The sequence below is a fragment of the Acidimicrobiales bacterium genome (assembly GCA_033344915.1).
Taxonomy (GTDB): domain Bacteria; phylum Actinomycetota; class Acidimicrobiia; order Acidimicrobiales; family Aldehydirespiratoraceae; genus JAJRXC01.
This window is the reverse complement of record JAWPML010000001.1, coordinates 1,302,399-1,322,225: the sequence shown is the minus strand read 5'-3', so window position 1 is coordinate 1,322,225 and position 19,827 is coordinate 1,302,399. Positions and strand designations below refer to the sequence as shown.

Sequence of the window (19,827 nt, the reverse complement as noted above, 5' to 3'; positions counted from 1 at the left end):
CGATGGGAGGGGGTGCGACCCCTTCGTGCTCCGGCTCGCCGCGCCCATCACGGCACGGTGGCGCTCGTCTCGGTTCTCGAGCGTGCCCACCGTGCGCCGGACCCCCTCCTCCACCCGCCCCTGCTCGTCGTCGGCGCGCCCCGTTCGGGCACGTCGCTGCTCCAGCAGGTGCTGATCGCCGGCCTCGACATCGGGTGGTTCTCCGGCTGGCACAACGTGGCCGCCGGCGCGCCGGCGGCCCTCGTGTCGACCCGGCTGCAGTCCGGGATCGCGACACACTTCCGGTCGGACCACGGACGAGGCCGATCACTCCGCGAACCCCACGAAGGGGCGACCTGGTGGTATCGATTCTTTCCCCGCTCCCCGCAGGCGGTCGCCGCCGACGACGTCGCCCCGCGGTCGCGCCTCGCCCTCCGCCGCTCCATGAGCGCGCTCATCCAGCGCGCCGACCGGCCGGTCGTGTGGAAGAACGTCGTCAACAGCGTCCGGCTCGAGCCGATCCTGGCGGCCGTCCCCGAGGCGATCGTCATCGACGTCCGGCGCGATGCCGGCGACACGGCGGCGAGCATCCTCCGCGCTCGAGCGAGCGAGACCGGTTCCGTCGACAACTGGTGGTCCGTCGAACCCCGCGACGTCGAGGCGCTCCGAGCCCGCTCACCCGAGGAGCAGGTCCGCGGGCAGATCCACGGCGTGCGTTTGGCCCTCGACGCTGCCCACGAGGCGTTTCCCCAGGTCACATGGGTCGACACCGACTACGAGACGCTGGTGACGGCTCCGCAGTCCGTGCTCGAGAGCGTCGCCGCGGCTGTGGAGCGGGCGACGGGAGTCGATCGGCGTCGACCCGGGCACCTGGTGCCGGAGCGGTTCTCGCCGAGCGCCGCTCAGCTGACGAGCTGAAGGCCGTCGGCCGTCTCGACGTAGCGCTCACCCGTCTCGGGACAGACGAGGTCGTCGGCGAGCCGGTGGCCACCGCGGCTCACCCACCCGATCTGTCGGCCCGGAACACCGACCACGAGTGCGTGCGCCGGCACCGGGGCCGTCACGACAGCACCGGCGGCGATGAAGGCGTAGGCGCCGACGTCGTGCCCGCAGACGATGGTCGCGTTGGCGCCGATCGTCGCGCCCCGGCCGACCCGGGTCTCCCGCAACTCGTCCTTGCGCTCGATCTCCGCGCGCGGATTCACCACATTGGTGAAGACGCAGCTGGGGCCACAGAACACACCGTCCTCCAGGGTGACGCCCTCGTACACGCTCACGTTGTTCTGGATCTTGCAGTGATCACCGACCACCACGGCCGCACCGATCATGACGTTCTGGCCGATGTTGCAGCCGGCGCCGATGCGAGCGTCGCGCAGGACATGGCTGAAGTGCCAGATCCGCGTCCGGTCGCCGACCGTCGCGCCGGCATCGACCCGCGACGTCTCGTGCACGAACCCCCGCGCGTCGTCGGCGAGCGGGGCCTCGCCCCGCTGGAGCGTGTCGGCCGTCGGCATCAGCTGAGCTCCTCCACGAGGTCACAGACGTACTCGACCTGCGTCAGCGTCATGAGCGGGTCCATCGGAAGCGAGAGCACCGACGCAGCCGCCGCCTCGGCGTGCGGGCACGGGGCGGTCAGGTAGGGAGCGAGCGAGGGTTGCTGGGTCAGCGCGACCGGATAGTGCACACCGACGCCGAGCCCCTCGGCCCGCAGCGCGTCGAGCAGGCGGTCCCGTCCGGCCGGGTCGGCCCGCATCACCAGCAGGTGGTGCACCGCCCCCGCCTCCCAGGGCACCAGACGGCTGCCGAGGCGCTCCTGGTAGCGATCGGCCAGTGTCCGCCGCTGCTCGGTCCATGTCGGCAGATGACGGAGTTTGACCTCGAGGACCGCGGCCTGGAGGCCGTCGAGCCGGCTGCAGAACCCGATCTCGTCGTGGAGGTACTTCGATTCGCGGCCGTGGTCCCGCAACTTCGCGACTCCCGTGGCGACGTCGGCCCGGTTCGTGATGACGGCGCCGCCGTCACCGAAGCCTCCCAGGTTCTTTCCCGGGTAGAAGCTGAAACACGCGGCGTCGGCGACCGCGCCGACGGATCGGCCTTCCCATGTGGCGAGATGCGCCTGGGCGGCATCCTCGACGACGGCGAGTCCGTCCGCCTGCCAGCTGTCGATCGTGGCGAACGGCACGACGTGTCCGAAGAGGTCGACGGGCATGACGGCCGCGGTCCGATCGGTGCGGACGGCGGCGACGCTCGGCTCGTCGAGCAGGAGCGTTGTCGGGTCGACGTCGGCGATCACCGGGACGGCGCCGGCGTGGACGACCGCCTCGGCGGTGGCGACGAACGTCATGGCCGGCACGATCACCTCGTCGCCGGGGCCGACACCGAGGGCCCGCAGCGCGAGCGCGAGCGCGTCCGTGCCGGAGCCGACGCCGAGGGCGTGGTCCACGCCGTGGGCCGCGGCGAAGGCCTGCTCGAAACGTGCAGACGATGCCGCCCCGACGAAGGCGGAGCGAGCGATCACATCGGCGATCGCGGCGTCGATCTCGGCGGCGATGCTGCGGTGGAGCCGGGTGAGATCCTGGAACGGAACCGGCGTCGTGGTCGGTTGCGTCGAGGTCATCGGTCGAGCTCCACGGGTCGGCCGGCCGCACCGGCGGATCGGTCGATCGCCTCCAGCACCCGGACGACCTCCAGGCCGTGCTGTCCGTCGGTGCGGGGAGGCACGCGGGTCTCGCAGGCGTCGGCGAACGCCGAGATCTCGTTGCGGAGCGGCTCGGACATCTCGATGCGGGGGATGACGATGTCACCCGAGCGGGTCCGCCACTGGAAGTCGCCCATGCTCTCGTACTCGCCGAGGTCCTGGTCCTTGGCCACACCCGAGTCCACGACCCACAGGGGCTGGTCCACCGAGACGTCGTTGTAGATCGCCATCTTCTCGTCGCCGACCACCGTCATGAGGCGGGTCTTGCGGGGATCGATCCAGCTCACATGGAGGTTGGCGCCGATCCCCGACGCGAACGTGAGGCTGGCGAAGCAGACGTCGTCGATCCCGGGCTCGATGAACGAGAAGCCCTTGGCCGTGACCTCGGTGACCGTGTCGTCCAGGAGGTGGAGCATGATCGAGATGTCGTGGGGCGCGAAGTTCCACAGAGCGTTGCAGTCGCGGCGGATGCGGCCGAGGCTCAGGCGCTGCGAGTACAGGTACTGGATCGCGCCGAGTTCACCGGCGTCGATCATGTCACCGAGGGCCAGCACGGTCGGCGAGTACAGGAACGTGTGCCCGACCATGAGCATGCGGCCGCGGTCCCGGGCGACGTCGAGGAGCTTCTCGGCGTCGGCCGAGGTCTCGGCGAGCGGCTTCTCGACCAGCACATCGCGCCCCGCCTCGAGCGAGGCGAGCGCCATGGACGTGTGAGTCGACGCAGGAGTGGCGAGCACGACGGCGTCGACCCGCGGGTCGTCCAACGCGTCCTCGAGCGTGTCCCAGGTCTCGATCCCGGGAAGGTTGGCGGCGGCCAACGCGCGGCGGTCGGCGCTCGGATCGGCCACGCCGATGACGTCGGTCGCCGCAACCGCAGCGACGTTGCGGGCCAGGTTGACCCCCCAGTATCCGTAGCCGATGACGGCCACTCCGATGCTCATGTCGGGTTCCTTTCAGAGTCCGAAGTGGGTCCGGAGACGGACACCTGCTCGGAGGAGAGTCGAGGGCCGCCGAAGAGGCGGCGAAGGGTCGATGCGAGGAAGCCCGCACCCCACGCGCTGTGCATCACCGGGAACGCGGCCGCCAGGGTCGGAACGTGGAGGTCGTCGCGGCCCCGCGACGCCTTCGCGGTACCCAGGGCGACCAGGGACGCGTAGAGCCCCGCGACCACGGCCACCGGGACCCGCAGCGGGCGAACCAGCAGCGCGAACGGCGCCGCGACCGCACCGACCACCGCGGCCGGAGCGACGAGGTGGCGAGGCCGCAGTGTGGCCGGGTAGCGCTCCGCGACCCGGGCCTTCCACTTGCCGTAGAACCAGAACTGGCGGAACAACGCGTTGAGCGTCGGACGGGGGCGGTAGACCGAACCGATCGCCGGGTCGAAGTGCAGGCGCTCCCCGCCGGCCCGGACGCGATAGTTGAACTCGTAGTCGGAGTTGCGCTTCAGCGCTTCGTCGAACGGCCCCGTCGCGAGCATCGCGTCGCGCCAGTAGACGGGATGCGAGATCGTGTCCACGTCCCGCGCTTCGGAGGCGAAGCGGTGGGGGGACGCCATGCCGACGGGTGAGACCATCGCCGCGCCGATCGACGCCGAGCGGGGGTCGGTCCCTTCGTGGCGGTACTCGCCGCCCACGCCGGCCGCGCCGGAGCGGTGCAGGGCGTCGACGCTGGCCGAAACGAATGTCGGATCGGCGACCCCGTGCGAGGAGAAGAGGCAGACCACCTGACCGTGGGCTTCGTACATGCCGACGTTGAACGCCGCGGCCGCGGTGCCGACCGGGTTGTCGACCACCCGCACCCACGGATGCTCCTTGGCATAGGCCTCGACGACGATGCGACTCCCGTCGTCGGAGCCGCCGTCGATCACCATCATGTCGAGGTGGTCGAGCGGGTAGTCCTGGGCGGCGAAGCTGTCGAGGCACGCCAGGATGTAGCGGGCCTCGTTCAGCATCGGGACCGCGATCGACACCACCGGCTGGGCCGGGCGGGGGTCGGAGGATGCGTCGAGTGCGAGCGCGGTCACGGCCATCAGCGGTCTCCCATCGGGACGATCGTCCGCGCGGTGCGGGCGAGGATCCTGAGGTCGACGGCCAGCGACTGGCGCCTCAGGTAGTAGAACTCGTACTGGAGCTTCTCGAGGGCATCGGCCTCGGAGCGGGCGTAGCGGAACTTCACCTGCGCCCAGCCGGTCAGGCCCGGCTGCACGAGGTGGCGGAGCTGGTAGTAGGGCAGCTTCGCCGCAAGCTGATCGACATAGTGGGGCTGCTCCGGACGGGGCCCGACCAGCGACAGCTCGCCCTTGAGGATGTTCAACAGCTGGGGGAGCTCGTCGACGTGGGTCGACCGCAGGAACGCCCCGAACGGTGTCACCCGACTGTCCTCGACGTCGGTCCACGGCGACCAGTCGTCCGGCGGATCGAGCTCCGGCACCATCGTGCGGAACTTGTGGATGCGAAAGACCCGGCCCCCCTTGCCGACCCGGTCCTGGTGGAAGAACAGCGGTCCCCGGTTGCCGAGGAGGTTCCCGAGCGCGACGAGGGGGATGGCGAGCGCGAGGGCCGGGAGGAGCAACACGGCCACGGACAGGTCCATCAACCGCTTGAGGCGGCCGTACCGCAACCGGTGGATCTCGCCGATGTCGAACATGAGCGACACCCGCTCGAGTTCCCCGATCGGGAACTTGCCGAGCCACTGCTCGTAGAAGAGCGAGAGCGTCCGCACGCGGGTGCCCTGCTCGTGGAGCAGGGCGACCTGGTCCACGATCGGTTGGCAGGACTGGGCGTCGCGGTCGAGCACCACCACGGTCGCGTCCTCCGCGTCGACCAACGAACGGATCGGCATGCGGTCTTGCGCCGTCGGTCGAGCCTCGTCGGGATGAAGCACCGCGACGACATGGCCGGGCCGCTCGGACCGCTCGTCGAGCTCGTGGATGAGCGTTCGGCTGTCCTCCTGGGCGCCGATGACGACCGCCCGGTCCTGCCCGCGGGCCCGCGTGTGACTGCGGGCCGCAACCACCGCGGTGAGCGCCAGCCACGGCATCAGCGTGAGGGCCGACGCGACGATGACGAACCGGGGCATCGACACGGCGCCGACCATCAGCTGCAGGGCCGACACGGCAACGACGCCACCCACCACCGCGGCGATCGCCGCCGCGGCGATCTGGCGGGGCCGGCGGGGCACGTCGGGCAGCCCGACCGAGTAGGTGGCCATGGCGACGAGGGCGATGAAGGCGATCGCCCACGGCAGCCGGAAACTGGAGGTGAAGTCGTAGGGGTGCTCGGCGATCCAGGCGGCGTGCGCCTTGGACGAGCCGAGGATCACCGCGGCGATGCCGCCGTACGCGAGAACGAAGGGGAACCGGCGGGTCAGCATGTGCCTGCGCCCGTCGCCGCGGCCTCATGGGCCGTTCGGAACCTCTCCATGCAGTCCCATCGGCACAGGCCCATGGTTCTCAAGGCCCAGACGGGGCCAAATCAGTCGGTGACCGTCCCGGTCGAACGGGCCCGACGGCCGGCGAACCCCCTGCTCAGCCCAACAATGGGGCGAGGAAACGGCCGGTGTGGCTCTCGGGGAGTTCGGCGATCTCCTCCGGGGTGCCGCAGCCGACCAGCTGGCCGCCGCCCGAGCCACCCTCCGGACCGAGATCGATCAGCCAGTCCGCCGTCTTCAGCACGTCGAGGTTGTGCTCGATCACCAGCACCGAGTTGCCCTGATCGACGAGACGACCGAGCACGCCGAGCAGCTTGCGGATGTCCTCGAAGTGGAGGCCCGTGGTGGGCTCGTCGAGGATGTAGCAGGTGTGGCCGGTGGATCGCTTCGCGAGTTCGCTGGCGAGCTTGACCCGCTGCGCTTCGCCACCCGAGAGGGTGGGCGCAGGCTGTCCGAGGCGCACATACCCGAGTCCGACATCGACGAGCGTCTGCATGTGCCGGGCGATCACCGGCTGGTTCTGGAAGAACTCGAGCGCCTCCTCACACGGCATCTGCAGGACCTCGGAGATGTTCTTGCCCTTGAAGGTGATCTCGAGCGTGTCGCGGTTGTAGCGCTCGCCCTTGCACACCTCACAAGGGACGTAGACGTCCGGCAGGAAGTGCATCTCGATCTTGATCGTGCCGTCACCCTGGCATGCCTCGCAGCGGCCGCCCTTCACGTTGAACGAGAAGCGGCCGGGGAGGTAGCCGCGGACCTTCGCCTCCTGGGTCTGGGCGAAGAGCTTGCGGACGTGGTCGAACACGCCGGTGTAGGTGGCCGGGTTGGACCGGGGGGTCCGCCCGATCGGCGACTGGTCGATGCCGATCACCTTGTCCAGGTTGTCGATGCCTTCGACTCGGGTGTGGAGACCGGGAGGCACCTTCGACGAGTAGATCCGTTGCATCAGGGCCCGATGGAGGATCTCGTTCACGAGGGAGCTCTTGCCCGAGCCGGAGACCCCGGACACACAGACGAACATGCCGAGCGGGAACTCGACGTCGATGTTCTTGAGGTTGTTCTCCCGGGCGCCGCGCACGACCACCTTGCTGCCGTCGCCGATCCGCCGTACGGCGGGAACCGCGATCTCCCGCTTGCCGGTCAGGTACTGCCCGGTGATGGAGTCCTTGTTCTTCAGGAGCTGTTTGTAGGTACCGGAGTGGACGATCCGACCGCCGTGCTCCCCCGCGCCCGGCCCGATGTCGACCACATGGTCGGCGACCTTCATCGTGTCCTCGTCGTGCTCGACGACGAGGACCGTGTTGCCGAGATCGCGCATGCGCAGCAGGGTCTCGATCAGCCGCTGGTTGTCCCGCTGGTGCAGCCCGATCGACGGTTCGTCGAGCACGTAGAGCACGCCGACCAGCCCGGAGCCCACCTGCGAGGCCAGGCGGATGCGCTGCGCCTCGCCGCCGGCGAGCGTTGCCGCGTTGCGCGACATGCTCAGATAGTCGAGGCCCACGTCGAGCAGGAAGCCGAGACGGGCGTTGATCTCCTTCAACACCTGCTCGGCGATGATCGTGTCGCGGTCGTTGAGCTGCATCTCGCCGAGGGTCTTCGCGGCCTCGGCGATCGACATCGAGCACAGGTCGTGGATCGTGTGGCCGTCGATCGTGACCGCCATGGACAGCGGGTTCAGCCTCGAGCCCCCGCATTCGGTGCAGTGCACCAGGCGCATGTAGCCCTCGATGGCCTCTCGGGCCGCGTCGCTCTCCGACTCGGTGTGGCGGCGCATCAGATAGGGAACGACGCCCTCGTACTTGGCCTGATAGGTGCGGGTGCGGCCGTAGCGGTTCTTGTAGCGGACCTGGAGCCGGCCCTTCACGCCCTTGGCGTAGAGCAGCAGGTCACGCTGCTTCTTGGTCAGCTTCTCCCACGGCTTGTCCATCGGGATGTCGTATTCGTCGCAGATCGACTCGACGAGACGCGAGAAGTAGCGACTCCGGCCGCCCGCCCACGGACTGATCGCGCCGCCTTCGACCGTGGCGTCGGGATCGGGCACCACGAGCTGGGGGTCGACCTCGAAGACGGTGCCGAGCCCGTCACAGTGGGTGCATGCGCCGTAGGGCGAGTTGAACGAGAAGTTGCGGGGCGCGAGCTCCTCGAACGACTTGCCGTCGGAGGGCCGTGAGAGGTGCTGGCTGAAGACGATCGTCTCCGGGTCACCGTCGCCCTCCTTCGGCACGATCTGCATCTCGGCGACGCCGCCCGTGAGGGTGAGCGCGGTCTCGATCGAGTCGGTGAGGCGCCGCTCGATGCCCTCACGCAGGACGAGACGGTCGACCACGACCGAGACGTCGTGGGTCTCGTAGCGTTCCAACTCCAGCTCGAGCTCTTCCGCGAGCTCGAGCGGCTCGCCGTCCACGATCGCCCGGGCGAACCCCTGCCCGGCGAGATCCTGCAGGAGGGTGTCGTAGGTGCCCTTCCGGCCCCGGACGACCGGTGCGAGCACCTGGAAGCGGGTGCCCTCGTCCATCGCGAGGATCTTGTCGACGATCTGCTGGGGGGTCTGGCGGACGAGTTCCTCACCCGTCTCCGGGTCGTGGGGAACGCCGATCCGGGCGAACAGCAGCCGCAGGTAGTCGTAGACCTCGGTGACGGTGCCGACCGTGGACCGCGGGTTGCGCGACGCGCTCTTCTGGTCGATCGAGATCGCGGGCGACAGGCCTTCGATGAAGTCGACATCGGGCTTGTCCATCTGACCGAGGAACTGACGGGCGTAGGCGCTCAGCGACTCCACATAACGCCGTTGGCCCTCGGCGTAGATCGTGTCGAACGCGAGGGATGACTTGCCGCTCCCCGACAGGCCGGTGAACACGATGAGCCGGTCGCGCGGGAGCTCGAGATCGACGTCTCGAAGATTGTGTTCACGGGCGCCTTGAATGACGAGTCGATCGGCCACGGCGGCACTCTAGCGGGATACACACGCCGAACACGTGTTCGTTTTCAGGTGCTCGCGGGTACCTGGGTGGAGACGAGGAGGTACAGCCCGCTCACGAGCGGGATCTGCTCCTCGGCGACGACCTCCCAGCCGGGAAGGACGATCGGTTCGTCGCCCCGATCGTGCTGGACGAACCCGATCTCCTCGACGCCGAGCGCAGCGAGCACGCCGGCCGCTTCGGCCCGCGCCTCGTCGCCGGTCGCCGCGAGCCACTGCTCGTCGAGCACCAGCACCCCGCCCTCGCGGGCCAGGTGCGGATCGTGGAAGACGAGCACCGGTTCGTCGCGGTCGGCCAGGCTCTGCACCGCGTCGGCGAAGCCATGGGTGCGCTGCACCGTCCACGCCACACCGATGAGGGTGACCGCGGCACCGGCCAGGGCGACGCGACGGAGCACGACACGCGCCCGGTCGCTTCGCAGCACCACGGTCGCGAGCACGGTCAGGAGGGTGCCGGTCAACAGGATGTAGCGACCGCCCCACTGGGGGCCGGCGCCGCCGGTGTACTGCACGGCCCAGACGAGCGGGAGCGAGACGAGGGCGATCGCGGCCACGAGGCGCTGGTCGCCGTTGCCCCAACCGCGACCGATCGCGAGCGCGGCGACGGGCGTGGTCGCGGCGAGTCCCGGCACGAAGGCCATGCCGCTCGCCGCGATGTCGACGACCAGGAGGGCGCCGATGGCGCCGACCAAAAGCGCGATCGGCCGCACGGCGTCGGTGTCGAGATCGGCCCGACGTCCGAGTTCGACGAGACCGCCCAGCAGCACGAGCGCGAGTACGAGGTAGACGGTCTGGCTGCGGGCGAACGGCGAGGCCAGCGTCATGACGGCCTCCTCCGCCCGCAGGGCGAGGTCGCCACCGACGCGCGAGGCGGTGCCGGCCGAACGTCCGGCCCGCCGGCTGTCGCCGATCACGAGATCCTCGACCACGGAGTTGGCGGCGAACGCAGCGGCGAAACCGGCCAGGAGCGCCCCGCCCCGCGCGAGGGCGTGGAGGAGGCGGCCACCCGCGAGGAGACGGATGCCCAGCGCGGCCCCGGTCACGAAGCCGTAGACGAGCGCCTCCTGGCGCATCGCCGCAGCGAGCCCGAAGAGGACGCCGACGACGACCGCACCGCGGGCTCGCCCGTCGGGCTGCGAGGCGTCGAGCGCGAGCGCGACCGCCCACACCATCAAGGCGACGCCGAGGGAGTGTTCCCAAAAGTCGAGCGCGTAGATGGTCAGCGGCGATGCCGCGCCGACGATCCAGAAGGCGGCCGTGCCGTCCGCGCCCAGTCGACGGGCGAGCGCCCGGGCGCCGAGCGCGGCGAGAACCGTGCCGGCCACCGGGATGAGCCCGGCCGCGAGGGCGCCGCCCATCAGATAGAGGGGAAGGGCCAACAGGAGCATCGGCACCGTGGTGACGTTGACCCAGGCGTCGCCGACCCGCGACGTGCGGAACATGGGGTACAGCGATCCGTCCGGATCGACGTCGGCCGCCCAGTAACCGAGATCCGGTGAGACGCCGCCGTTGCGGTCCATGGCTTCGAGGGTGGCGAGCTTGCCGCCCACATCGGTCGACAGGAATCCCATCGGGTCGGTCAGCAGGAGCAGGGCTATCAACAGGGCGGCGAGCCCGGGCACCGCGAGATGGGGGCGCTCGTACCAATGGGTCGGTTCGAGCGCGGGGGCAGGCGCGAGTCTCGTCGTGGTCGCCACGAACCCCTATCGGCCGCGATCGACCCCAGTGGAGGACGGTCAGCGCATCTCGCGCAGTTCGCGCTTCAGGTCCTTGATCTCGTCGCGCAGGCGGGCCGCGTACTCGAAACGCAGATCGACCGCGGCGTCGCGCATCTCCTGTTCGAGGGTGCGGATGAGCCGCTCCAGCTCGTCCTCGGGGAGGTCGCTGAGATCCTCGGTGGCCCGCCGTTTCGCGCCGAGCTCGCTGAGCGCTTCGGGCACGGGGGCGCGGTCCTCCGCGGGGCGGATCATCGACAGGATGTCGGTGATCTCCTTGCGGATCGACGTGGGGTCGATCCCGTGCTCCTCGTTGTAGCGCTCCTGCACCCCCCGGCGCCGCATCGTCTCGGAGATGGCCCGCTGCATCGAATCGGTCATCTGGTCGGCGTACATCACGACCTGGCCCGCCACGTTTCGGGCGGCACGACCGATCATCTGGATGAGCGAGGTCTCGCTGCGGAGGAACCCCTCCTTGTCGGCGTCGAGGATCGCGACGAGCGACACCTCGGGGAGGTCGAGGCCCTCACGGAGCAGGTTGATGCCCACGAGCACGTCGAACTCGCCGAGTCGCAGATCCCGCAGGATCTCGATCCGTTGGATCGTGTCGACCTCGCTGTGGAGGTAGCGGACCCGCACGCCGAGCTCGAGCAGGTAGTCGGTGAGGTCCTCCGCCATCTTCTTGGTGAGGGTGGTGACCAGCACCCGCTCGTTCTTGTCGACCCGCCCCTGGATCAGCTCCTGGAGGTCGTCGATCTGGCCCTTGGTGGGCTTCACGATCACCTCCGGGTCGATGAGACCCGTGGGGCGGACGATCTGCTCGACGACCTGACTCGACCGCTCCAGCTCGTAGGCGCCCGGGGTGGCCGACAGGAACACGACCTGATTGAGCCGCTCCATGACCTCCTCGAACCGCAGGGGCCGGTTGTCCGCCGCCGAGGGCAGCCGGAACCCGTGTTCGATGAGGGTCTGCTTGCGACTCCGGTCGCCCTCGTACTGGCCGTGGAGCTGGGGAACGGCGACATGGCTCTCGTCGATCACCATCAGCCAGTCGTCGGGGAAGTAGTCGAGCAGGGTGTAGGGCGCCTCGCCCGGGCTGCGACCGTCGATCGGGCCCGAGTAGTTCTCGATGCCGTTGCAGTAGCCGAGCTCCTGCATCATCTCGAGGTCGTATTCGGTGCGCATGCGCAGACGTTGGGCCTCGAGGAGCTTGCCCTCCTTCTCGAAGTGCTGGAGCTGATCCGCCAGCTCGGCCTCGATCCGCTTCACCGCGGCCTGCATCCGCTCCTCACTGGTGGCGTAGTGGGTTGCCGGGAAGATCACCAGGTCGTCCAACGTCTCGATGCGTTCGCCGGTGAGCGGATCGACGACCGTGATCTGCTCCACCTCGTCGCCGAACAGCTCGATACGCACGGCGGTCTCGTCGTAGGCGGGGTGGATCTCGATCGTGTCGCCCCGTACCCGGAACTTGCCCCGGACGAGGTTCATGTCGTTGCGCTCGTACTGGAGGTCCACCAAACGGCGCAGGATCGACCGCTGGTCGTGCTCCTCGCCCTTGTGGACCACGAGGAGCTGGGTCTCGTACTCCTCCGGCGAACCGAGGCCGTAGATGCAGGACACCGACGCCACGACGATGGTGTCGCGGCGGGTGAGCAGCGACGAGGTGGCCGAGTGACGCAGGCGGTCGATCTCGTCGTTCACCGACGAGTCCTTCTCGATGTAGGTGTCGCTCGAAGGCATGTAGGCCTCGGGCTGGTAGTAGTCGTAGTACGACACGAAGTACTCGACCCGGTTGTCGGGGAAGAACTCCTTCAGTTCGTTGGCGAGCTGGGCCGCGAGCGACTTGTTGGGCGCGAGCACCAGGGTGGGCCGCTGCACCTTCTCGATCGTCCACGCGATCGTGGCGCTCTTGCCGGAGCCGGTGATGCCGAGCAGGGTCTGGAAGCGCTCACCGTCCTCGATTCCCGCCGCGAGCGCCTCGATCGCGGCCGGCTGATCACCCGCCGGGGTGAAGTCGGAGACCACCTTGAGCGGGATGCGGTCGGAGGGGACGGTCACCGGTGCCATCCCGACAACCTACCGAGGGGGTGTGACAGGCTGCGTAGATGTCACGACGTGAACAGATCCTCGCGGCGATCGTGGTCCTGTTGATCGGCATCCTCCTCGGTCTCCTGTTCGCCTCCTTCGGCGGTGACGACGGCGACGACACCGAGACCGGCGACGGCACGACCTCGACCACATCGACCACCACGACCGAAGCCCCGACGACATCGGAGTCGACGACCACGACGTCGTCCACCACCACCTCGACCACCACCACCTCCACGACGACCACGACCACCACGACCACGGAGCCCCCTCCCCCGGCGCCGGTGGCCAACGCGGTGAACGGCGAGATCCTCGGTCTCCCGCTCGGCACGACCGCCGACACCGTGATCGACGCCATGACGGCCATCTATGGCGCGCCCGACGCCGACACCGGCTGGAACGTCGGCTGCCCGCTCGACGGGGGCACCGAGGACGACGAACGCCGTATCTCGTGGGGCAATCTCCGGATCCGCTTCTTCCGTGACGCCGACGGCGACGTCCTGGCCGGGTGGGCCTACCAGCGCGGCGCTGCGGGATTCTTCGATCCCGAGGGGCCGACGCCGGACGACATCGTGATGGACGACGGTGTCGCCTGGAACCAGACGATCGGTGTCGTCGCCGCCGCGGTCGACGGAACGACTCAGATCGCACCCGAGTTCCCCCTGGTGTTCGTCAGCCACGACGGCGAGGGCGACTATCGAGCGGGAGCCGACAACGTCGACGCCCCGATGGACTATGTCGGCTACCGGGCCTTCGACATCTGCGAATGAAGCAGGGGTCTGACCCCCGCTTCACCTGCCGGCGGGGCGCCGGTCAGGCGGGGTGCGGGAGCGTCTTGATCCAGGACCAGACGAAGCGGATCTGCGGCTCGAGCTCCTCGAGCGTTCCCGAGTTGTCGATCACACGGTCCGCCACCGCCCGACGGGCCTCGCGGCTGGCCTGATTGGCGATCCGGGCCCGGGCGTCCGCCCGGGTGAACCCCCGGTGCTTCACCAGTCGCTTGACGGCGAGGTCCGGATCGATGTCCACCACGATGATGCCGGCGAGGTTGCTGTACTGGTCGGCGATGGACGTGCCGTCCGCCCGCACCAGCAGCGGAATGTCGAGGATGACGACGGCGTCGGTGCCTTCCACCGCCTTGCGCCGCGCCACCATCTCCCGGCCGACGGCGGGATGCACGATGTCGTTGAGCGCCTTCAGTTCGTCCTCGTCACTGAACGCGATCTCGGCGACCTTTGCCCGGTCGAGCGTGCCGTCCTTCGCGACGATCTTCTTCCCCCACCGCTCGACCATGGCGTCGAACACCGGTCGGCCGGGTTCCTGGAGCTCCCGGACGATGCGATCGGCGTCGATGAGGACCGCTCCCCGCTCGACGAGTGCATCGGCCACCGTCGACTTGCCGCTTCCGATCCCGCCCGTCAATCCGATCTCGATCACGGCGGGGACGGTAGCCGGTCAGGGGCCGAAGTTGCCGCCCTGGGCGGACACGACGCGGCTCGCCGAGTCGTTGACGTTGCCGGTGAGCGTCTCGCCGAATGCGGAGACACCGGCGAGCGCCACGAGCAGGATCAGGGAGATCATCAGCACGTATTCGACCAGCGAGGCACCGCGCTCGGTCCCGGGATCCTGGTGGCTGTGACGGTTCATGAGGGTCGGACTCCCGCTCGAAACTGGTCGGTCTCTGTCACCGTTGTTTTCGTCACTGGGGCAAACGGCCTAGATGGCCCGTTCGACCCATCGCATGGGACCCACGGCCCATGACCCCGGCCGAACGGCCCAGGTGGGCCGAAAACGGCGAAACCGCCCCGGAGGGCGGTCCCGCATCACGTTCGTGGAGAGGAGAGTCTCCGGCCGAGGTCGACTACTCGAGGGAGACGATGCCCATCCGCACCGCCTGGAGCACGGCCTGCGTGCGGTCCCGGGCATCCAGCTTCTGGTAGATCGAGGCGAGGTGGTTCTTCACCGTCTTCTGGCTGATGTACATCTGTTCGGCGACCTCGGACGTGGAGCAGCCGTCGGCGATGAGCTGGAGCACTTCCTCTTCGCGCTTCGTGACCACACGGTCCTCGCGGGTGGGGGCCTGGTCGAGCTTGCGGACTTCGTCGAGCATCGAGGCGGCGAGTTGGGGTGAGAGGGCGGTGTCGCCGTTGGAAGCCATGCGGACGGCGTCGGCGATCTCCTCGGTCGAGCAGTCCTTGACGAGATAGCCGCAGGCGCCGGCACGAATGGCGTTGGCCAGCACGTCCTGATCGGCGTGCATCGTCAGCATCACGACCTTGGTGCCGGGGACGGCCATGCGGACCTGGCGGCATGCCTCCACGCCGTCCATCTCCGGCATCGAGACATCCATCAGCACGACGTCCGGCGTGAGGGAGTACGCCATGTTGACGGCTTCCACACCGTCGCGGGCCTCCCCGACGACGTCGAAACCATGTTCGGACATCGAACGGCTGAGTCCCTCCCGGAGCATCCGGTGGTCATCAGCGAGCATCAATCGAATGGTCATCGTGCCTGATTTCCTCGATACGTCGGCGACCAGGGTGGCCGCCATGTGTCAGTGGGCCCTCTCCGGCCCGAGAATCCATCGGTCGTCCGGACCACTTCATTAGGCAATCCGGGCACGGCGTGGTCGCGCCGCGTCACGAACGCCGTCCTGCGTTGCGGTCGGCGGCGAGGAAGCAGCGCACGACGGTGCCGCGTCCTTCCTCGGTGTGCAGCTCGAGCGTGGCGCCGATGGAGGACGCTCGTTCGCGCATCCCCATGATCCCGTAGGAGTCGATCCGGCCGGCCTTCCCGACCGGGAATCCCTTGCCGTCGTCGGCGATCTCGAGGGCGGCGGCTTCGCCGTCGCAGCGCCAGCGGATGGCGACGCCGTTGGCTTCGGCGTGGCGTTCGACGTTGACGATCGCCTCCTGGGCGATCCGCCACATCTCCCGCTCCTGGAGCAGCGGCAGACGGGGCCCGCTCCGATCGGCGTAGACGCGGATGTCGAGGTCCGTGCGTTCCATGACCCGGGCCCCGAACTGTTCGAGCACCTCGCCGATCTCGAGCTGGTCGGACACATCGGTGCGCAGGTCGTAGAGCGTGTCGCGGACCTCGCCGATGACACCGCGGAGATCGCTGCGCAGCTGCTCGAGCGAGCCGCCCAGGTCCTCTTCCTTCGCGTTCTTGCTGACCAGACGATCGAGTTCGAACGCCAGATAGGCGAGCGACTGACCGATGTTGTCGTGGAGATCGCGGGCGATGCGGGTGCGCTCCTCGTCGGCGCCGACCGTCCGCAGACGGGCGAACCAGCGGGCGTTGTCGATCGCGAGCGCGACCGGCTCGACGAAGCCGTTCAGGAGTTCGATGTCACGTCGACCGAAGGCGTTGGGCTGCCGGGACTCGACGGCCAGCAGCCCGATGATCGAGCCGCGAGCCGGGAGTACCGTGTAGATGCCCGAGGACGACATCGGCGAGATGCCCGGGCCGCGGGGCTGGCTCAGGTCGGGCTCCTCGACCATGCGGTTGGACGACATCGCGTCCATGAGTGGTCGCGGCAGCTCGGTCGGGCCGAGACGACTCGGCAAGGCCGCCCCCTCCCGGCGGATGACCTGCCAGCTGGCATCGGTGTCGTCGAAGACGAGCACGGCGACGGCGTCGAAGTCGACGAGGCCGCGAAGGCGGGCGACGGTGGTGTCGAGCACGTCACCGAGGTCGAGCGACGCCGGCAGCGTCTGGGCGACGCGGTGCAGCGAGAAGAGCAGCGCATTCGCATCGGAGAGCCGGTCGAGGCGATCGAGGGCGAGCGAGTGCTGGAGATCGGCTTCGCCGCTGATCCGCCGGGCGTAGCCGGCGACCACGCCCACGAGGAGGAGGACGGCCGACCACTGGAGCGAGACGCGGAGGTCCTGGAGCTCGTAGCCCGCCCGGGCGGCGTCACCCAGCGCCAGCGCGAGCGCGGCACCGATCGCGATCCGCAGGCCGAAGCCGAAGCCGCGGGCGAAGCCGGCGACGATGATCGCCGTCATCAGCGAGAAGACGAACGGCGACTCCCAGTAGTCGGTGGAGGCGACCGCCGCGACGTGGAGGGCGATCTCGAAGAAGACCTGGATGAGCGAGCGGACGTCGCCGTTGTAGCGCAGCGGGGTGATCGTGCGGATCACCGTGTAGCTCACGAGGCCCATGCACCACAGCACGACCTCCCAGTCCGAGTTGACGAAGGCGGTCCCCGAGAGGGCGAGCGAGACCGCCGTCATACCCCAACGGATCGCGAGGATCGCCGGCGCGAAGCTGGCCAGCCGGTCGACGCGGTCGACCATGGCCGGTCCCGGCGTCGGGCCCTCGTAGCCGTCGCTGGCCCGGCCGATGCGGGCAAGAGGACGCAGCCAGGAGTTGGCCCGGTGACTCGACGGCTTACGCAGGCGCTCTGCGTCGGCCGGAGACGCCTCGTTCGGCGTCTTGAGATCACTCATGATGTCCACGTCTCACCCCGGGAAGTCGGTCCACGCCTGTGGGGCTGTTCCCATCGGCAGCGGAAGGGCCGGAGAAAGGAGTTGCGCCCCGCAAGTCAACAGAGCCTCCGGGCCGGGTTGCAGAGCACCGTCCAGTCGTCGTCGGACCACACCGGCGTCCATCCGCCGATGCCGGTGGCGAGCTCCACGAGGACCCCGTCGGACGGCCAGAGGATCGCCTCGGCCTCGTAGCGGTCGAGGACCGTCGACCAGGCGGGGTCGCCGTCGAGCAGCGTGATGTAGTCCTCCACCAAGGAGGGGTCGTGGAGCTCGAAGCGGTCGTCGATCCACGCGGCGCGGGCATCGCCGTAGCGCGCCCCCAGATAGTTCCCGACGAAGTCCTGGTGGATGATCCGGGTCTCGCCCGGGACGAGGTCGAGCTCGTCCTCCATGGCGGTGACGGCATCCTCGGGGAAGCGGGAGACGTCGACATGGGGCCGGTCCATCGCGAGCAGGGGAACCGCGACGAGCAGCACCGCCAGGAGCGGCACGGCACGACGCACGGCATCGGTGGTGTACGCCGCGCCCAGGCGACCGATCGCGGGGAGACCCCGGGCCAGGACGGGCAGCATGACCAGCGACGCGAGGGCGATGTTGCGTCGCCCCACGAGCGCCGCGGCGAGAAAGACGAGCGCGGGCACGGCGTCACGCCAGCGCGGCCGCCGCATGAGCGCCACGACGACGGCTGCCACCATCACCAGGAACGCCCGGGTCCAGAGTCGATCGAACTCGGGCGACTGCCATTCGACGACGTGGGCCAGGACCTCCTGGCGGCCGAGGAGCTCGAGCGGGAAGAACAGCAGTGCCGGGCCGTAGGGATTGACCACCCCGCCGACGAGCATTCCGGCCCCGAGCGCGACCACGCCGTCGCGCTCGCGGCGCCAGTCCTCGCGGTCGGCGAACGCGCCGAAGCCGCGGGCGACGAGATAGACGATGCCCAGCGGCCAGCTGCCGTGGACGTTGATCCACAACGCACCGATGACCGCGAGCCATCGCGGGCGACCGTCGCCCTCGGCCACGAGCATCGTGGCCCCGAAGAGCACGAAGGCGATGAGCAACGGCCGCTCGGACCAGTTGACGAAACCGATGGCGAGCAGCGGCACCATGATCGCGAGCCGGGTGACGATGCTGGGCTGGGCGGCCGTGAGGCGCCAGGCGATCGCCGCGAGCGCGGCCGCGAGCACCGCGGTGAGCAGGCGGAGCCCGTGGAAGCCGGCGATCTCGTCGACCAGCCCGTAGACGAGCGACGCGAGCCAGGACTGGACGACGACGCTGTCGCCGCCGGACGTCCAGGTGAAGACGTCCTCGCGCACGATGCGCAACGAGCCGCCGTCGAACATCTCCCGGCCGGTGGCCAGGTGCGTCAGGAAGCTGTTGTCCGAGATGCGGGTCGCCCCGAAGCCCATGCCCACGAGGGCCATGGCGAAGCCGAAGAGCACGCCCAGGTTCAACGGGAACCGGGGAGCCGGCGACTCCTGCGTCGGCTCGGTGGAGGTCATGATCGACTCGACGGAAACGTCAGAAGTTGTTCATGATCCGGATCACGGCCGGACCCAGCACGATCGTGAAGAGCGCCGGGAAGATGCAGAACACCATCGGGATCAGCATCTTGACGGGCGCCTTCTGCGCCTTTTCCTGCGCGATCTGACGACGCTTGATACGCATCTCCTCGGCCTGGCCGCGAAGCACACGACCGATGGAGACACCGAACGTGTCGGCCTGGAGGATCGCCAGCACGAAGCTGCGGACCTCGGAGACCTCGATGCGGGCGTCCATGGCCCGCATCGCCTCGGCCCGGGTCGAACCGGCGCGGACCTCACCGAGCATGCGGGCGAACTCGTCGCTGAGCGAGCCCGGGACACTGACGATCGTGCGCTGGAGGGCCTGCTCGAAACCGAGTCCGGCCTCCACGGAGATCACCAGGAGGTCGATGATGTCCGGCAGTCCTCGAAGGATCTGCTTCTGGCGATCCTCGACCGCCCGGTTGAGCTGGGCATCGGGGCCGACGATCAGGAGCAGACACGCCAGCGCGGTCACGCCGAGCTGGGTCGTGCCGCCGAGGCCGATCGGGTTCCAGATGTAGAAGACGTAGAACGCGACGGGCACCATCACGACGGTGACCACGCGCATCGCGAGGAAGCGATCGATGACCTCCGTCTGCGGACGCCCCGAGAGGACGAACTTGTGACGGACACCGTCGATGTAGCCGACCGGCGTCAGGCGCCGACCGAGTGACGTGAGCGCACCGAGGATCGGGAGCAGCGCCCGCTGGGCGAGCGGGTTCAGGAGCTCCTGATCGCGGACCGACTCGACCTCATAGTCCTCGAGCGCCCGAAGCGAGTCGCGAACGACCGACTTCTCGTGCGCCTGCGAGGCGATTGCCCAGATGGCGAGGGCGATGCCGCCGCCGAACAGGGCCGTTGCGATTTGGGGTGACAGATCGAACAC

The 19,827-nt window shown here is 69.1% G+C and carries 16 protein-coding genes; 2 read left to right on the top strand and 14 right to left on the bottom strand.

What is annotated here, in order from left to right:
* The first annotated feature begins 12 nt into the window (after window positions 1-12).
* On the top strand, window positions 13-897 hold the full coding sequence (locus R8F63_06300; GenBank protein MDW3218207.1) for a sulfotransferase: 885 nt from the start codon (window positions 13-15) through the stop codon (window positions 895-897).
* Here the strand turns inward: R8F63_06300 and R8F63_06295 are convergent.
* From R8F63_06295 to uvrB, 8 genes are all read right to left on the bottom strand, one after another.
* Window positions 882-1,493, bottom strand: a complete 612-nt coding sequence (locus R8F63_06295; protein ID MDW3218206.1) for an acyltransferase — start codon at window positions 1,491-1,493, stop codon at window positions 882-884. The genes R8F63_06300 and R8F63_06295 overlap by 16 nt on opposite strands.
* Entirely contained in the window at window positions 1,493-2,596 is a 1,104-nt protein-coding gene (locus R8F63_06290) for a DegT/DnrJ/EryC1/StrS family aminotransferase (GenBank protein ID MDW3218205.1), read from the bottom strand. The genes R8F63_06295 and R8F63_06290 overlap by 1 nt, the downstream gene beginning before the upstream one ends.
* The gene (locus R8F63_06285) at window positions 2,593-3,618 is read right to left on the bottom strand and encodes a Gfo/Idh/MocA family oxidoreductase (GenBank protein ID MDW3218204.1); all 1,026 of its coding nucleotides are present in this window, start codon (window positions 3,616-3,618) and stop codon (window positions 2,593-2,595) included. The genes R8F63_06290 and R8F63_06285 overlap by 4 nt, the downstream gene beginning before the upstream one ends.
* Entirely contained in the window at window positions 3,615-4,706 is a 1,092-nt protein-coding gene (locus R8F63_06280; GenBank protein ID MDW3218203.1) for a glycosyltransferase family 2 protein, read from the bottom strand. The genes R8F63_06285 and R8F63_06280 overlap by 4 nt, the downstream gene beginning before the upstream one ends.
* Window positions 4,706-6,049 (bottom strand): sugar transferase, encoded by a 1,344-nt coding sequence (locus R8F63_06275; protein MDW3218202.1) that lies wholly within the window; start codon window positions 6,047-6,049, stop codon window positions 4,706-4,708. The genes R8F63_06280 and R8F63_06275 overlap by 1 nt, the downstream gene beginning before the upstream one ends.
* 154 nt (window positions 6,050-6,203) lie before the next feature.
* Window positions 6,204-9,047, bottom strand: coding sequence for an excinuclease ABC subunit UvrA (uvrA, locus tag R8F63_06270; protein MDW3218201.1), 2,844 nt, complete (start codon window positions 9,045-9,047; stop codon window positions 6,204-6,206).
* A 44-nt stretch (window positions 9,048-9,091) separates the two neighbouring features.
* The gene (locus R8F63_06265; protein MDW3218200.1) at window positions 9,092-10,780 is read right to left on the bottom strand and encodes a hypothetical protein; all 1,689 of its coding nucleotides are present in this window, start codon (window positions 10,778-10,780) and stop codon (window positions 9,092-9,094) included.
* Window positions 10,781-10,819: 39 nt separating this feature from the next.
* Window positions 10,820-12,865 carry an excinuclease ABC subunit UvrB gene (uvrB, locus tag R8F63_06260; GenBank protein ID MDW3218199.1) on the bottom strand — a complete coding sequence of 682 codons (2,046 nt, stop codon included), beginning with the start codon at window positions 12,863-12,865 and terminating at the stop codon, window positions 10,820-10,822.
* Window positions 12,866-12,903: 38 nt separating this feature from the next.
* Between uvrB and R8F63_06255 the strand changes: the two genes are divergently transcribed.
* Entirely contained in the window at window positions 12,904-13,656 is a 753-nt protein-coding gene (locus R8F63_06255) for a hypothetical protein (GenBank protein ID MDW3218198.1), read from the top strand.
* Window positions 13,657-13,699: 43 nt separating this feature from the next.
* Here the strand turns inward: R8F63_06255 and coaE are convergent, their stop codons facing one another.
* From coaE to R8F63_06225, 6 genes are all read right to left on the bottom strand, one after another.
* Window positions 13,700-14,323: a dephospho-CoA kinase gene (coaE, locus tag R8F63_06250; protein ID MDW3218197.1), complete on the bottom strand. Its 624-nt coding sequence runs from the start codon at window positions 14,321-14,323 to the stop codon at window positions 13,700-13,702.
* A gap of 18 nt (window positions 14,324-14,341) precedes the next feature.
* Complete coding sequence (locus R8F63_06245) at window positions 14,342-14,533, bottom strand: hypothetical protein (GenBank protein MDW3218196.1); 192 nt, start codon at window positions 14,531-14,533, stop codon at window positions 14,342-14,344.
* Window positions 14,534-14,747: 214 nt separating this feature from the next.
* Window positions 14,748-15,377 (bottom strand): response regulator transcription factor, encoded by a 630-nt coding sequence (locus R8F63_06240; protein MDW3218195.1) that lies wholly within the window; start codon window positions 15,375-15,377, stop codon window positions 14,748-14,750.
* A gap of 148 nt (window positions 15,378-15,525) precedes the next feature.
* Window positions 15,526-17,340 (bottom strand): GAF domain-containing sensor histidine kinase, encoded by a 1,815-nt coding sequence (locus R8F63_06235; protein ID MDW3218194.1) that lies wholly within the window; start codon window positions 17,338-17,340, stop codon window positions 15,526-15,528.
* Between the two features lie 95 nt (window positions 17,341-17,435).
* Window positions 17,436-18,878 (bottom strand): hypothetical protein, encoded by a 1,443-nt coding sequence (locus R8F63_06230; GenBank protein ID MDW3218193.1) that lies wholly within the window; start codon window positions 18,876-18,878, stop codon window positions 17,436-17,438.
* Between the two features lie 19 nt (window positions 18,879-18,897).
* Window positions 18,898-19,827, bottom strand: coding sequence for a type II secretion system F family protein (locus R8F63_06225; GenBank protein ID MDW3218192.1), 930 nt, complete (start codon window positions 19,825-19,827; stop codon window positions 18,898-18,900).